This is a genomic window from Methylobacterium sp. NFXW15 (assembly GCF_049887755.1).
Classification (GTDB): domain Bacteria; phylum Pseudomonadota; class Alphaproteobacteria; order Rhizobiales; family Beijerinckiaceae; genus Methylobacterium.
In genome coordinates this window covers 400,869-415,060 of the sequence record NZ_JAGEKG010000003.1, presented here as the reverse complement: position 1 = coordinate 415,060, position 14,192 = coordinate 400,869, and the positions used below count along the sequence as shown (strand labels likewise).

Below are 14,192 nucleotides of genomic sequence, written 5' to 3'. Positions count from 1 at the left end.
GCCGGATGCGCAATCAATCTCGTGTCGTCATCGTGGGGCTCATACGGTCCCGCCGGGTGAGGCTGGATCGGGCTCCTCGGTCGCCGTGGCGGCGCCCTCGAAGGAGCGGAGCCGACGCCAACGCAACAGGCAGCCGGTAGATCCAGCTCCTGCGACGAGCGCAGCGTGTATCACATGATCCCGACCCAAGGCCATGTCCAATTCGTCTTCGGACAAGTCATCGATGATCGGGACTGCCGATATGGCGTGTCCGTGCCGCCGCATCAAGGCTGCGGCGATCTTCCGGCGTCCGTCCGGGCTCGCCTCGCGGGCGTGAATCACCGCGGCGACCCCCGGATCGGCTCCGATCGCCGACTCGACCTTACCGAACCCGGCCACCACGTTGCCCGCCTTGTTGGCGAGCGAGAGGGCCTGCCGGAGTTCGGCGCGCAGCGCCTCTCCGATTCGTTCAGGCAGGTCGGCCCCGACCGGGGTCGGCCCCTTAAACGCCCGTGAGAACAGGTTTTTCTTCACGGCCGTGGCCACCGCATCCCGCCTGGCGCTGATCCAGGCGCCACGGCCCGGCAGCTTGCCCCGCAGGTCGGGCACCACGGCCCCGTCGGGGCCGCGCACGAAGCGGATCATCGCATCGGGGGCCTGGGCTTCCCGCGTGACAATGCAGGTGCGCGTGCGCGCGCGTCGGCCGGGACCGGCATGGTCGGGCCCCGAATCGAGGGCGTCCTCGATCCCGGCTTCCGTCGTGATGTCCACGGCCTCGCTCATGCTGCGGCGCTCCGGCCTCCCTTACGCCTGCTGCTCGGCGGGCTCGCCCTCGGCACTTTCAATGCCCTCGGCCTCGCCTTCACCCTCTTCCTGCTCCTCCGATTCGGCCGGAGCCTCGATCCAGCCCGCATGGACGCGGGCCGCCATGATCAGGGCCTCGGCCTCGGCGCGGGACATGTCGAACCCGTCGAGGAAGCCTGCGTGGCGCACGGCCTCGGGCCCACGGCCCTCGGTGTAGCCCACGAGGTCGTCGGTGGCGCAGCCCGCCAGATCCTCGATCGACTTCACGTCGTTCTCGCCCAGCGCGACCATCATGGGCGTGGTGACGCCCTCCAGCTCGCGCAGATCGTCCGAGACGCCGAGTTCGCGGCGGCGGTCGTCGTGCTCCTGCTCGATCCGGGCGAGGTGATCCTGGGCGCGGGCCTGGATCTCGGCGCCGGTCTCCTCATCGAGACCCTGGATGTTCGACAGCTCGGAGGTCTCGACGTAGGCGATCTCCTCCACGGAGCGGAAGCCTTCCGCCGCGAGAAGCTGGCCGACGGTCTCGTCCACGTCGAGGGCGTCCATGAAGACCTGGGTGCGCTCGGCGAATTCCTTCTGGCGGCGCTCCGATTCCTCGGCCTCGGTCAGGATGTCGATGTCCCAGCCGGTGAGCTGCGAGGCGAGGCGCACGTTCTGGCCGCGGCGGCCGATGGCGAGCGACAGCTGGTCGTCCGGCACCACCACCTCGATGCGGTCGGCCTCCTCATCGAGCACCACCTTCACCACCTCGGCGGGCTGAAGGGCGTTGACGATGAAGGTCGCCTGGTCCTCGGACCACGGGATGATGTCGATCTTCTCGCCCTGGAGCTCGGCCACCACCGCCTGGACGCGGGAGCCGCGCATACCAACGCAGGCGCCGACCGGGTCGATCGAGCCGTCGCGCGAGATCACGGCGATCTTGGCGCGCGAGCCCGGATCGCGGGCGACAGCCTTCACCTCGACGATACCATCGTAGATTTCGGGCACTTCCTGGCCGAACAGCTTGGCCATGAATTGCGGATGCGAGCGCGACAGGAAGATCTGCGGTCCGCGCACTTCCGAGCGCACATCGAACAGGTACGAGCGGATGCGGTCGCCGGGGCGGAAGGTCTCGCGCGGGATCATCTCGTCGCGGCGGACGATGCCCTCGCCGCGGCCGAGATCAACGATGACGTTGCCGTACTCGACGCGCTTCACGACGCCGTTCAGGATCTCGCCGATGCGGTCCTTGTACTCGTCGAACATCCGGGCGCGCTCGGCGTCGCGGACCTTCTGGACGATGACCTGCTTGGCCGACTGGGCGGCCACGCGTCCGAAATCGAAGGGCGGCAGAGTGTCGGAGATGACGTCGCCGACCAGCGCGCCGGGGTTGAAGCGCCGGGCCTGATCGAGGGTGATCTCGCGGGAATCGTTCTCGACCTGCTCCACCACCAGCAGGTGGCGGGAGAGGCGCAGGGCACCGCTCTTCGAGTCGATCTCGGCATGGACATCCGTCTCGGCGCCGTAGCGGGAGCGGGCGGCCTTGGCGATCGCCTCCTCCATCGCCTCGATGACGATCTGGCGGTCGATCACCTTCTCGCGGGCGACCGCGTCGGCGATCTGGAGGAGTTCGAGCCTGTTGGCGCTGACGACGGCCATCGGTTCAGGTCCTTCTTCTCAAGTGAGCAATTCTAGAGGGGCTCGTCGTGGCCCTTGAGCCGGTTGGCCTTCGTGAGGACCGGCTGCTTCGGCCCGCTGCGCGCGGGCTTCTCGGCGGCTTTGGGTTTCCTGCCCGGAGACTTCGCCTTCGGTGAGGCAGCTTTGGCGGATGCCCCCTTGGAAGAGGTCCCCTTGGGAGAGGCTGCCTTGCCGGGCGCGGGGCGCGGGGCCTCGATGGTCTCGTCCTCGTCCTCGAAATCCCCGTCCTCGTCGCCCGGCGGGCCGCCCCGGCGCAGCGATTCGCGCACCAGTTCGTCGGTGAGGACGAGATGGGCCTCGGCGAGATCGCGCAGGGGCAGGCTGATGCGGCTCGGCAGACCTTCCTTCACGTCGGGCAGGTCGATCGGCACCGTCTTCCCCTGGGCGTCGGGCACCCCGAGGATGCCACGGAAGCGCTTGCGCCCGTCCAGCGGCACGGCCAGCTCGACCTTGGCCTCGTAGCCCGCCCAGCGGGCGAAATCCGAGACGCGCACCAGCGGGCGGTCGATTCCCGGCGAGGACATTTCGAGGTTGTAGGCGCCGCCCACCGGGTCATCGAGATCGAGGATCGGAGACAGCACGCGGCTCGCGGCCTCGCAATCATCGATGGTGCAGGTGCCGTCCGGCCGCTCCAGCATGATCTGCACGGTGCAGCCGTTCTGTGCCGAGACCTTCACGCGCACGAGCCGGAAGCCCAGGCCCTGCAGGGGGCCTTCGACGACCCGCGCCACCTGTGCGCCGACGCCGGTCTCGACCGCGAGACGCGGTTCCATGAGTTCGGAGGGGGATTCGGCCATGAATGTTTCGCGCAAGAGCCCGCATCGGGTGGCGAGGTCGCGGCCAAAAAAAAGAGCGGGCCGGGGGGCCCACTCCGAACCGCAGCCTCGCGACTGCCATCAGAAATGTTGTTCTGTACTTACGGGCAATCGCCTTCCGCCGCAAGGGGCGGGCAGGTACTCTGCCCCATCGCAGCGGGGGAAACGACGTGCCGCACTGGCGCAAGCTCGGCCGGGTCTTCGACCCTTCGACGGTCCATGACCGCCCCTGGCTCAAGGAATTCGCGCAGGCCCCCAGCGCGCTGATCTGTGGCGACGTGGTGCGGGTCTATTTCTCGTGCCGCCCTCCGGCCGATGCCGCCGGCCAGTATGTGAGTCACAGCGCCTATGTCGATCTCGACCGGGCCGATCTGTTCAAGGTCCGCGCCGTCGCGCGGGCGCCGATCCTGCCTCTCGGCGAGACCGGCACCTTCGACGAGTTCGGCGTTTACCCCGTCTCGGTCATCCGGCAGGGGGACGAGGTCCGGGCCTATTACGCGGGCTGGACGCGCTGCGAATCGGTGCCCTTCAACACCGCCATCGGCTGTGCCGTGAGCCGCGATGGCGGCGAGACCTTCCAGCGCCTGGGGCCGGGGCCGATCATCCCCTACACGCCCGACGAACCCTTCGTGATGAGCGGCCCGAAGATCCGCCGCTTCGGCGACACGTGGTATCTGTTCTACATCGCCGGGCGCAGCTGGAAGATGCATGCGGGCCGGGCCGAGCCGGTCTATCGCATCCGCATGGCGACCTCGCCCGACGGGCTGGCCTGGACCAAGGCGGGCCACGATGTGATCCCGCCCCGGATCGAGCCGGACGAGGCGCAGGCGAGCCCTGACGTCTTCCACGCGGACGGCCGCTACCACATGCATTTCTGCTACCGCTACAGCACCGATTACCGGAGCCACGAGCGCGGCTACCGGATCGGCTACGCCTGGAGCGACGACCTCGTGACCTGGACCCGCGACGATTCCCGTGCCGGCATCGACGTTTCGGACGAGGGGTGGGACGCGCAGATGATCAGCTACCCGCATGTCTTCGAGGTCGATGGCCAAACCTACCTCGCCTATCTCGGCAACGATGTCGGGCGCGGCGGCTTCGGCCTCGCCGTCCTCGACGGGCCGATGGGGTGAGACCGATGCGCTGGGACCGGCTCGGCCTTGTCTTCGATCTGCGGAAACACCCCCTGCCCTTCGGCATCGGAGAGTTCGCGCAAGGACCGCAGGCCCTCGTGCTGGAGGACCGGGTTCGGGTCTACCTGTCGACGCGCAGCCGCGATCCGGACGGGAAGTTCCGCAGCCTCGTCGGTTTCGCCGATCTCAGCCCGGACCTGTCGCGGTTCATGGGCGTCAGCGAGGCGCCGGTGATCGGCCCCGGCGATCTCGGCACCTTCGACGAGCACGGCATCTTTCCGATGAACGTGCTGGCGCATGAGGGTCGCATCCTCGCCTACACGACCGGCTGGAGCCGCCGCGTTTCGGTCTCGGTCGAGACCGGGATCGGCCTCGCCATCAGCACCGATGGTGGCCTCACCTTCACCCGCCACGGCACCGGCCCGGTCCTCTCGGCCACGGTCAACGAGCCGTTCCTCGTCTGCGACGGGTTCGTGCAGGTGATCGGGGGCGTGTTCCACATGTGGTACATTTTCGGCACGGCCTGGACCCGGCCCGAGCCCGGTGCGGAAGCCGAGCGCATCTACAAGATCGGCCATGCGACCTCGGCGGACGGAATCGCCTGGACGAAGGACGAGGGCCGCCGCATCGTGCCCGACCGTCTGGGCCCCCACGAGTGCCAAGCCCTGCCGACCCTCTTCGAGCGGGACGGGCGCCACCACATGGTGTTCTGCTACCGCGAGCAGGTCGGCTTCCGCACCGATCCCTCGCGCGGCTACCGCCTCGGCCATGCGTGGTCCGACGACCTCGTCCATTGGACCCGCGACGACGAGGGGCTCGCCCTCCCCCGGCAGCCGGGCGCGTGGGACGGGGCGATGCAATGCTACCCGAACGCCTTCACCTGCGACGGGGCGACCACCCTCCTCTACAACGGCGATGCCTTCGGGCGCTTCGGCTTCGGCGCCGCGCGGCTGGTGGGATGAGGCCGGCCCCGTGATCCTACCTTCGGGGCTGTTCCGCAATATTGGGGTGTCGAGCCGGACAGCCAGACCCCTCCCCTCCGCCCCCTCATCCTGAGGTGCGGCGTCAGCCGCCTCGAAGGAGGGCTCCAGGGATCGCTGCGTGATCTGGAGTCCTCCTTCGAGGCCCGGCAAGCCGGGCACCTCAGGATGAGGTAACGTCCCGGGAGTACGCTGCAGACGGCTTCCGTGCCGCAACGAGGATCGGACCATGACCGGGGCACGCGATTTCGACCGCGAGGCGCAGGACGTTCAGGGGCACCGCTACGCCTACGACTTCGATTTCGATGTCATGCACGGCTACATGGTCCGCGCCTTCACGCCGTTCTTCCGGCCGGGGCGGCTGCTCGAACTCGGCAGCTTCCGGGGCGATTTCACGAAGCGGCTGGTGCCGCATTTCTCCGACATCACCTGCGTCGAGGCGTCCGGCGAAGCCGTGGAGGCGGCGCGCGAACGGCTCGGCGGCGCGGCCACCCTCACCCATGCCACCTTCGAGGACGCCGCCCTGGAAGGCCGCTTCGACACGGTGGTGCTGACCCATGTGCTCGAACATCTCGACGATCCCGTCGGCGTCCTGCGGCGGGTGAACGACGAATGGCTGTCCGAGGGCGGGCGGCTTCTCGTCGCCTGCCCGAACGCCAACGCCCCCTCGCGGCAGATCGCCGTGCGCATGGGCCTGATCTCGCACCACACCGCCGTCACCGAGGCCGAGCGCCTGCATGGTCACCGGCGGACCTACGCCCTCGACACCCTGGAACGTGACGCGGCGGCGGCGGGCCTGCGCGTCGTCCACCGCTCCGGGATCTTCTTCAAGGCGCTCGCGAACTTCCAGTGGGACGCGATCCTGAAGACGGATATCGTCTCGCAGGACTACCTCGATGGGTGCTATGCGCTCGGGCAGGTCTACCCGGACCTCTGCGCGAGCATCTACCTCGTCTGCGAACGAGGCCGCGCAGCCTGAACCCGGAGCCGCCCCGGCGGCGTGAGAGTGAACCGTGCTTCCCTGGATCGAGATCGACACCGGCCCCGTCCCCGGCTGCGAGGCGCCCCTGCGTCTCATGCAGCGCGGCCACGAATATTCGATCTTCGCCGGGTCGAACGAATTGATGAACAGCTTCCGCGGCGGGTCGGAAGAGGCGCTGGCCACTCTCGCCTGCGAAAGGCTGGCGGGGATGCGAGCGCCGCGCATCCTGATCGGCGGCCTCGGCATGGGCTTCACCCTGCGCGCCGCCCTCGCGAGCCTCGGGCCGGACGCCCATGTCGCCGTGGCTGAACTGGTGCCCAAGGTCATCGAATGGGCGAAGGGGCCGCTGACGGAGGTGTTCAAGGGTTGCCTGGAGGATCCCCGCGTCGCCCTGCACGAGGCCGACGTGAACCGTCTGATCCAGTCCGGCCAGGGGGCCTGGGACGCGATCCTTCTCGACGTGGATAATGGCCCCGAAGGCCTCACCCGGCGCGAGAACGACCGGCTCTACGACAGCTGGGGCGTGAAGAGGGCGCTCTGGGCGCTCAGCCCGAACGGCGTGCTCGGCGTATGGTCCGGCGGCCCCGATCGCAAGTTCAAGGCACGGCTGCAGAACGGGGGATTCGTGGTCGATGAGGTGCGCCCTCGCTCCGGGGGGCGGCGCGGGGCGCGGCATGTCGTCTGGCTCGCCTCCCGGCCCGGCCGCGCGAGCACCCCGGCGCGGTAATCTTTAACGCCTCCGGACGCGTATTCCGGGGGCTCCACGGACGGCGTGCTCAAGAGTATTATCCATGGCTTGCGAGCCATTTCGGCAGCGTCCTGCAAGCATCTCTTTCCGTATTGGACATCATCGGGCCGGTCCCAAACCGTCCACAGGATCAGGATTTTGCACGCCCCGGTTGTGCTTCTTGTCTCTTTCTACAATTCTGGTCGCAAGGACCTGATCTCGAGGCCGTCACTGCTTGGCCGAACGGTCAAGTCTTTTGAAGAGCAGCTGCGGACGAACAACAGAGCTTCATGCTCGCCCCGGCAAAAACTGCCGCTCACATGTTAATCCGCATCAGGACACATTAGAAAAACCTTACCCAGCAAGGGCATGTTAACTGCGCATTAACCATGGCCGTGGTCCACATAGCATCAAGTTAAAACTTCGTGTGGAGGGCAGAAACATGGCGGTGACTGCGCGCACTCCCTGGTCGCAAATCTTGAACCAGTTTGCGGAAGGGCTCGACGCTATTCCTGATCAGAAGAGCGCTGAAATTCTTGTTCTCAAGTCCAGCCTCGACAATCCGTCGCCGACCCGCGACGAGTTGGCCGACAAGGACATGCCGGAGGCCGTGACCGAGACGGTCCGTCCTCAGGTCTCGGCCCAGATGACGGCGCCGATCTCGGCTCCGAGCGCCGCTCAAGTGGCGGCAGCCCAACTCGCCGCCCAGTACGCTGCGGCGTCCGATCTAGATCCGGCGGCGGGCGAGGATCTGTCCGATTGGACGACGACCCTCGACATCATCAACGGCATGGCCGGCTACGCCGACGAGCAGCGCTCGCGGGTGAAGGAGCAGGCCAAGTCGTACAAGGAGACCCTGCAGGACCTGCAGAAGGAACTCCGCGACGTCCACCAGCGCCTCCGCCTGTTCGAGAAGCAGGCCGCCGAGACGCAGCTTCAGGCCGATGCCCGCGTCCAGCGGATCCAGGCCGAGGCCGACGCCCAGGTGCAGGACATCCGTCTCGCCGCCGAAGCGCAGATCCGCTCGATCCGCAACGAGGCCGACGGCCGCGTGAAGATCGCCGAGGAAAAGACCCGCGCCGCGAACCTGCGCGCCGTGACCGCCGAGAAGTGGCTCCAGCGCATCGACAACGCCGCGAAGAACCTGCTGACCGGCGTCCATACCGGCGTCTGATGCCCCCGCTCTCACCGGTCCCGTGGCTCGCTTCGGGACAGCCGTAACAGGGTTCTAAACGGGTCAGGGACCGATGGACGACCTCAGCTACGATCAGAACCCCACCGTCAGCTCGCTGATGGAAAAGGGCAAGAAGTTCGCCAATGCCGAGCAGGTGAAGAAGCTCATGCTGCTCAACACGGCCGGTCGGCCGGCGGCGGAGCGGGGCGCCACCGAGACCCTGCCGAGCGCCGAGAAGATGGCCGGGCTCTTGGAGCGGGTCCGTGACGCGGCGAGCTACATCCGCGATGTGGAAGACCGCGCCCAGGAGCAGGAGTACCGCACGCAGGAGCTCCTCGACCAGGTTCGGGCCGACATGCAGGCCGCCCGGAACCAGGTTCTGGCGGCCGAGCAGCGCACGCGGGACATCCAGGCCCAGGCCAACGCTCTGATCAAGGCCGCCGAGGAGCGCGCGCGGGTCGCCGAGGAGCGGGCCGAGGCGTCCGAAGGCTGGCTGCGCCGTATCGCCGAGGCGATCGAGTCCGAGTTCGCACCCGGTTCGGACGAGGCTGCCGCCATCCGCTCGAGCATCGGCCGCGCCGCCGTGGCGTAACGGTCCATCAGGAGTGGGGGACCGGACATGCCAGGGTTAGACGACGCGTTCTGGAATCATCTCGACGACCGCATCGCCGCCACCCTCGTCAGGGCGCCGCGTCGGCGCCGGTCTCAGCAGGCCTCCCCCTCGCTCGTCCCCATGTCGCGTCCGCCTCTGGCGGACGAGGCGCCTTCCGACCGGCACGAAGTGGCCGATTGGACGGGATTGGTGGAGACAATCTCGGCGGCCGGTGCCGCCGCACAGGTGCAGGACGAACGCCTGCGTGAGCGCAACGCCGCCTACGATACCCTCGCCAGCGACCTCTCCCGCGCCCTTGCGGATGTCGAGAGATACAAGGCTCTCGTCGCCCGCGCCGAGGCGCAGGTCGAAGCGAAGTCGCGCGAGATCCAGGCCCTGGCGGAGGCCCGGATCAAGTCGATCCAGGCCCGCGCCGATGCCCGCGTGCAGCGGGCCGAGGAGCGCGCCCAGGCCGCCGACCGGCGGGTGATCGTCGTCGAGGAATGGCTCTCGAGCATTGAGGAGGCGAGCCGCCACCTCATGCCGGTGCAGCGCCAGCCCATCGCCAAGGCGTCCTGAGGCAGGCGCCTCAGTCCCCGCAGCGCGGCAGGCGGCCCTCGATCGGATAGGCCGGATCGTTGTAGCCGGGTGTCGAGGGGTGTCCCACCGTGACGTACTCGTCGACCAACGCCTCGTCCTCCGGCGTGAAGGCGTAGTCGAGCGCGCCGACATATTCCTCCCATTGCGCCAAGGTCCGCGGTCCGGCGATCACCCCCGTCACGAGGCGGTTGTTCAGCACCCAGGCCGTCGCGAACTGTCCGGCCGTGATGCCCCGCGCCTGGGCATGATCCCGAAACAGGCGGGCGATCCTCAGGGATTCCGGGCGCCACTCGGTCTGCATCATGCGCTTGTCGGCGCGGCCCGCGCGGCTTTCCTCCGGCGGCGGCGCGTCGGGATCGTACTTGCCCGTCAGCACGCCCCGCGCGAGGGGCGAATAGGGGAAGACCCCGAGTCCGTAATGCGCGCAGGCCGGCAGATGCTCGGTCTCCGGCATGCGGTTGAAGGCGTTGTAATAGGGCTGGCTGACCACCGGGCGGTCGATGCCCGCGTCGTCGCAGAGGCGGCAGATCTCCGCGACGCGCCATGCGCGGTGGTTCGAGACGCCGAAATGGCGGATCTTGCCCGCCCGGACCAGATCGGCCATCGCCCGCACGGTCTCCCCGAGGGGCGTGCCGTGATCCTCCTTGTGGAGGTAGTAGATATCGATGAAATCGGTGCCGAGTCGCCGCAGGCTGTCTTCGGCCGCCTTCATGATGTGGATGCGGGAAAGCCCGCCCTGGTTCGGCCCGTCGCCGACGAGCGTTGCGACCTTGGTCGCCAGCACCCAATCGTGCCGTTCGGCCGCGATGAGGCGCCCGGTGACCTCCTCCGAGCGGCCTTCCGTGTAGACGTTGGCCGTGTCGATGAAATTCACACCCTGGTGACGGGCATGGGCGACGATCCGTCCGGCATCGGCCTCGTCGGTCGGGCCACCGAACATCATGGTGCCGAGGCAGATCGGCGAGACCTTCAGGCCAGATCGGCCGAGATGGCGATAATGCATGGCGGGGTCCGTCTCCTAGCGGGATGCGCGCTATGTCGCCCGGCGCTCGCAATCGTCAACCACGCGGAAGGGTAACCAGACCCAAAGGCGCGGCGAACTGACCCTGGAAGGGACCGATGCGCGCCCGCGCGGTTTCCCCCCCCGTCCCGCACTCACGCAGATCCGATGACGCGCACCGCATACTCGGCTCCCTCGCAGGCCGCCTCCCGCCCTCCGAGCCGGTTCTGGCCCTGGCTCGACCGGGCGGGCCGCCTATCCTGGCTGAAACTCGCCATCTTCCTGGCCTGCCTCGCTCCAGCCTGCGAACTGGCCGTGGCCTACCGGCTCGGTGCGCTCGGGGCGAAGCCCATCACCGCGCTGATCCACGGGACCGGCGAATGGGCGATGCGCTTCCTGCTGGCGAGCCTCGCCATCACGCCCCTGCGGCGGGTCGCGGACTGGCCGAAGCTGATCCTCGTGCGGCGGATGCTCGGCGTCACCGCCATGGCCTATGCGATCGGCCACCTCGTCCTCTACGTCGTCGATCAGAATTTCGATCTGACCAAGGTCGTCTCGGAAATCGCCCTGCGGATCTACCTGACGATCGGTTTCGTCGGCCTCGTGGGTCTGATCGCGCTCGGCGCCACCTCGACGGATGCCGCGATCCGCAACATGGGTCCGAACTGGCACCGCCTGCACCGGCTCGCCTACACGATCACCGTGCTGGGGCTCGTCCACTACTTCCTGCAGGCCAAGATCGACGTGTCCGCGCCGGTCTTCTGGACGGGCGTGTTCCTGCTGCTGATGGGCTGGCGGATCATGCGCAAGTTCCGCCTGCCGGAGCGCCCCTGGGCGTTGCTTCTGCTGGCGATCACCGCCGCGCTCCTGACGGCGGGGTTGGAAGCGGCGTGGTACGGGCTCGCGAGTGGGGTTCCGGCCGGTCTCGTCCTCTCGGCCAACCTGGACTTTTCCGGGCCGATCCGCCCGGCTTGGTGGGTGCTGGCAGTGGGGCTGGCCCTGCCGGTGACCGCCCTGGTGCAATCCTTCCGTGCGACGCCCCGCGCAGGGAGTGCGAGCCCGCGCTTGTCGCCGCGGGCCTGATGCCTCAGAACCCAGCGGCTCGCCCCTCCGGCGGGCCGACACGGATGGGTCGGGATGATGCGCGGCTTGCTGTTCTTCCTTACGGGCGCCCTGGCGGCCGCTCCGGCCCTCTCGGCGCCTCAGACCAAGCAGCCCGTGACGCCAGCGGCCCCGCCCGCCCCGGTTGCCGCGTCCTGCACCGTGCCGGTGCCGCCCCCGGTCGGCGAGAGGCCGGTCAAGCCCGCCCTGCCGCAGAAACCCGCCTGTCTCGACGCCAAGGAAGGCTGCCCCGGCTGGGAGGCCTACAGCTTCAACGATGCGGTGAAAGCCTACAACCTGCAGGCCCAGGCGTTCCGGCCCCTGGCCGAGGCCTATCTCCAGAAGCTCAATGCCTACGTGAAGGCGAGTTCGGCCTACGCCCAGTGCGAAGCCGAGACGATGCAGAAATAGTCGCGCTCAGATCCGCGCGGGCGCCTTCTTCAGGGCCGTCGCGAAAGCCTTGAGCTGCCGGTTGAGATCAGCCAACTCATTGAGAGCGATGGTCTTATGGCCATCACGAACCGCCCGCTCGATATCCTCGACCTGCGAGGCGACGAGGCGGCGGAGCGCCGTGGCGACTTGTTCACGGGTCATGGATCGAGCGTCTTCGAGAGCCTTCGGATGGATGGCCGGAGGAGCGGCCGGGCACAATCCGGTGATAGGCGGGTAGGCTTAACCCTTCGTGTCGCGCGGCGCGCGCCGGTCACAGGATCATGGGACGCGACGGCCGCCCTTCTGCATCTCGCCCTGGCGCATCGGCATGGCATCGATGGTCTCGAACAGGGTTTGCGGGGGGATCGGCTCGGCGGAGACCATCTTGGCATCGCCATCCTTGCCGACCAGCACTGCGCGGAACGCATCGCCGGGCAGCTTCAGCCGCTTGCGCAGGGCGGTCGCTTCCGGGCCTTTGCCGACGGCCTCCAGAACCACGAGATCACGCTCGGCGAGGCCGTTGCGCACCGGGCCGAGGGCCGCGCGCTGCGCCCTCAATCCGGCATCGTTCAAGGTCGGCGCGAAGACGACGAGGATGCGCGAGCGCCATTTCTGGCTCGCGAACGGGTCGCGCGCCGCCGAAGCGCCGAAGGCGATGGCCGCTAGGCAGAGACCGGCCACGAACGCACGCATTGTCCACCTTGTCCGAGAGTGCGGAACGGCTGCTAACGCGCTGACCCGCCGCCCGTTGCGGTTTGCCGTTGCGGCGAGCCGCCCCAGATCGGGAGCATCGTCCGATCTCGAATACAGGAGCTGCCCATGGCCGCCATGAACCGCCGCATCGTCCTCGCCTCACGCCCACACGGCGAGCCGAAGCCGGAGGATTTTCGCCTGGAGGAGGCCCCCGTGCCGACGCCGGGACCGGGAGAGGTCCTGCTGCGCACGCAGTGGTTGTCCCTCGACCCCTACATGCGCGGGCGGATGAGCGCCGCGAAGTCCTACGCCGCCCCCGTCGAGATCGGCCAGCCGATCACCGCCGAGACGGTCGGCGAGGTCGTCGCTTCGAACAACCCGGCCTTCAAGGTCGGTGAGTTGTGGACCGCCTTCGCCGGATGGCAGGAATACTTCGTCACCGACGGCAAAGGGTCCCGCCGGGTCGATCCCGACGCCGCTCCGCCGTCGACGGCCTTGGGCGTGCTCGGCATGCCGGGGATGACCGCCTATACCGGCCTCCTCAATATCGGGGAGCCCAAGGCGGGCGAGACCGTGGTGGTCGCCGCCGCCGCCGGGCCGGTCGGCTCCCTGGTCGGGCAGATCGCCCGGCTGAAGGGCGCGCGGGCGGTCGGCATCGCGGGCGGGCCCGACAAGTGCCGCTATCTCACCGAGGAACTGGGCTTCGACGCCGCCATCGACCACCGCGCGCCGGATTTCGCGGACGCGCTGGCCCGCGCCTGTCCCAAGGGCATCGACGTGTATTTCGAGAATGTCGGCGGCGCGGTGTTCGATGCGGTGCTGCCGCTCCTGAACGACTTCGCGCGCCTGCCGGTCTGCGGCCTCGTCTCGTCCTACAACGCCACGGAGGTGCCCCCCGGCCCCGACCGCCAGCCCGCGCTGATGCGCATGGTGCTGACCAAGCGCCTCCGCATCCAGGGCTTCATCGTCTGGGACTTCGCATCCCAGGCCGAGGAGTTCCGCCGCGAGGTCGGGACCTGGGTGAAGGAGGGCCGCGTGCGCTACCGTGAGGACGTGGTCCAGGGGCTGGAGAAGGCGCCGGAGGCGTTCATCGGCCTGCTTAAGGGGCGCAACTTCGGCAAGCTGGTGGTGCGCGTCGCGGGTTGAAGGCTCTGCGGGAGGAAGAGACGAAGTGCTGTCGTCCTCCCGCTCCCTGATCCCAAGGGGCCCGCCTTGGGATCAGAGGAGGAACGGTCGGCGTCCCCCCAGCGGATGAGGCGGCATTCCTCCCCGAAACCGCCCGACCAAGCGATTTTCTTCGCTCGGCGCCCCGCCCAGCGATAGCATTCTTCCAAATATTCTTTGTTCAATCCGACCCATCGCGAATAATTCGCCTGCTTCGCGCCTTACGTGACGTGTTGTTTTCTGCGTCTTTGCGCAAAACCGAAAATATCCTCTGGCAAGCCAGCGATCTTTAAAAGGCCGTTTCATTGACGGGATCGTGACCGGACGCCACCCTTTACG

General features: G+C 68.2%; 16 protein-coding genes. 10 read left to right on the top strand and 6 right to left on the bottom strand.

The window, feature by feature from the left end; genetic code table 11:
- Window positions 1-39 precede the first annotated feature (39 nt).
- Genes J4O73_RS09140 through rimP form a run of 3 tightly spaced genes read right to left on the bottom strand, consistent with a single transcriptional unit; the run spans window position 40 to window position 3,257 of the window.
- Entirely contained in the window at window positions 40-762 is a 723-nt protein-coding gene (locus J4O73_RS09140) for an RNA-binding protein (protein WP_426216591.1), read from the bottom strand.
- A gap of 21 nt (window positions 763-783) precedes the next feature.
- Window positions 784-2,421 carry a transcription termination factor NusA gene (nusA, locus tag J4O73_RS09135; RefSeq protein WP_426216589.1) on the bottom strand — a complete coding sequence of 546 codons (1,638 nt, stop codon included), beginning with the start codon at window positions 2,419-2,421 and terminating at the stop codon, window positions 784-786.
- Between the two features lie 32 nt (window positions 2,422-2,453).
- Complete coding sequence (gene rimP, locus J4O73_RS09130; protein ID WP_426216587.1) at window positions 2,454-3,257, bottom strand: ribosome maturation factor RimP; 804 nt, start codon at window positions 3,255-3,257, stop codon at window positions 2,454-2,456.
- A 188-nt stretch (window positions 3,258-3,445) separates the two neighbouring features.
- On the opposite strand from rimP, the gene J4O73_RS09125 reads away from it, so the two are divergent.
- The 7 genes from J4O73_RS09125 to J4O73_RS09095 all read left to right on the top strand — a co-directional run bounded on the left by J4O73_RS09125 (window position 3,446) and on the right by J4O73_RS09095 (window position 9,442).
- The gene (locus J4O73_RS09125; RefSeq protein ID WP_426216585.1) at window positions 3,446-4,408 is read left to right on the top strand and encodes a glycosylase; all 963 of its coding nucleotides are present in this window, start codon (window positions 3,446-3,448) and stop codon (window positions 4,406-4,408) included.
- A 5-nt stretch (window positions 4,409-4,413) separates the two neighbouring features.
- A complete protein-coding gene (locus J4O73_RS09120; protein ID WP_426216583.1) occupies window positions 4,414-5,370 on the top strand; it encodes a hypothetical protein in 957 nt (318 codons plus the stop codon).
- A gap of 247 nt (window positions 5,371-5,617) precedes the next feature.
- Window positions 5,618-6,367, top strand: coding sequence for a class I SAM-dependent methyltransferase (locus tag J4O73_RS09115; RefSeq protein ID WP_426216581.1), 750 nt, complete (start codon window positions 5,618-5,620; stop codon window positions 6,365-6,367).
- Window positions 6,368-6,401: 34 nt separating this feature from the next.
- Entirely contained in the window at window positions 6,402-7,097 is a 696-nt protein-coding gene (locus J4O73_RS09110) for a spermidine synthase (RefSeq protein WP_426216579.1), read from the top strand.
- Between the two features lie 442 nt (window positions 7,098-7,539).
- Window positions 7,540-8,271, top strand: a complete 732-nt coding sequence (locus tag J4O73_RS09105; RefSeq protein WP_426216577.1) for a cell division protein DivIVA — start codon at window positions 7,540-7,542, stop codon at window positions 8,269-8,271.
- Window positions 8,272-8,344: 73 nt separating this feature from the next.
- Window positions 8,345-8,863 (top strand): hypothetical protein, encoded by a 519-nt coding sequence (locus J4O73_RS09100; protein WP_426216575.1) that lies wholly within the window; start codon window positions 8,345-8,347, stop codon window positions 8,861-8,863.
- Window positions 8,864-8,890: 27 nt separating this feature from the next.
- Complete coding sequence (locus J4O73_RS09095; RefSeq protein ID WP_426216573.1) at window positions 8,891-9,442, top strand: hypothetical protein; 552 nt, start codon at window positions 8,891-8,893, stop codon at window positions 9,440-9,442.
- A 10-nt stretch (window positions 9,443-9,452) separates the two neighbouring features.
- Here J4O73_RS09095 and J4O73_RS09090 read toward each other — a convergent pair whose 3' ends face one another.
- The gene (locus J4O73_RS09090) at window positions 9,453-10,466 is read right to left on the bottom strand and encodes an aldo/keto reductase (RefSeq protein ID WP_426216572.1); all 1,014 of its coding nucleotides are present in this window, start codon (window positions 10,464-10,466) and stop codon (window positions 9,453-9,455) included.
- Between the two features lie 165 nt (window positions 10,467-10,631).
- On the opposite strand from J4O73_RS09090, the gene J4O73_RS09085 reads away from it, so the two are divergent.
- Together J4O73_RS09085 and J4O73_RS09080 are read left to right on the top strand one after the other, a co-directional pair.
- Entirely contained in the window at window positions 10,632-11,546 is a 915-nt protein-coding gene (locus J4O73_RS09085; protein ID WP_426216571.1) for a sulfite oxidase heme-binding subunit YedZ, read from the top strand.
- A 57-nt stretch (window positions 11,547-11,603) separates the two neighbouring features.
- Window positions 11,604-11,975 (top strand): hypothetical protein, encoded by a 372-nt coding sequence (locus J4O73_RS09080; RefSeq protein ID WP_426216882.1) that lies wholly within the window; start codon window positions 11,604-11,606, stop codon window positions 11,973-11,975.
- A 6-nt stretch (window positions 11,976-11,981) separates the two neighbouring features.
- Here J4O73_RS09080 and J4O73_RS09075 read toward each other — a convergent pair whose 3' ends face one another.
- Both J4O73_RS09075 and J4O73_RS09070 read right to left on the bottom strand, forming a co-directional pair.
- Window positions 11,982-12,158 carry a hypothetical protein gene (locus tag J4O73_RS09075; RefSeq protein ID WP_378967299.1) on the bottom strand — a complete coding sequence of 59 codons (177 nt, stop codon included), beginning with the start codon at window positions 12,156-12,158 and terminating at the stop codon, window positions 11,982-11,984.
- A gap of 117 nt (window positions 12,159-12,275) precedes the next feature.
- A complete protein-coding gene (locus tag J4O73_RS09070) occupies window positions 12,276-12,689 on the bottom strand; it encodes a DUF4174 domain-containing protein (protein ID WP_426216568.1) in 414 nt (137 codons plus the stop codon).
- A gap of 126 nt (window positions 12,690-12,815) precedes the next feature.
- On the opposite strand from J4O73_RS09070, the gene J4O73_RS09065 reads away from it, so the two are divergent.
- Complete coding sequence (locus J4O73_RS09065; RefSeq protein ID WP_426216567.1) at window positions 12,816-13,835, top strand: NADP-dependent oxidoreductase; 1,020 nt, start codon at window positions 12,816-12,818, stop codon at window positions 13,833-13,835.
- The last annotated feature ends 357 nt before the right edge of the window (window positions 13,836-14,192 follow it).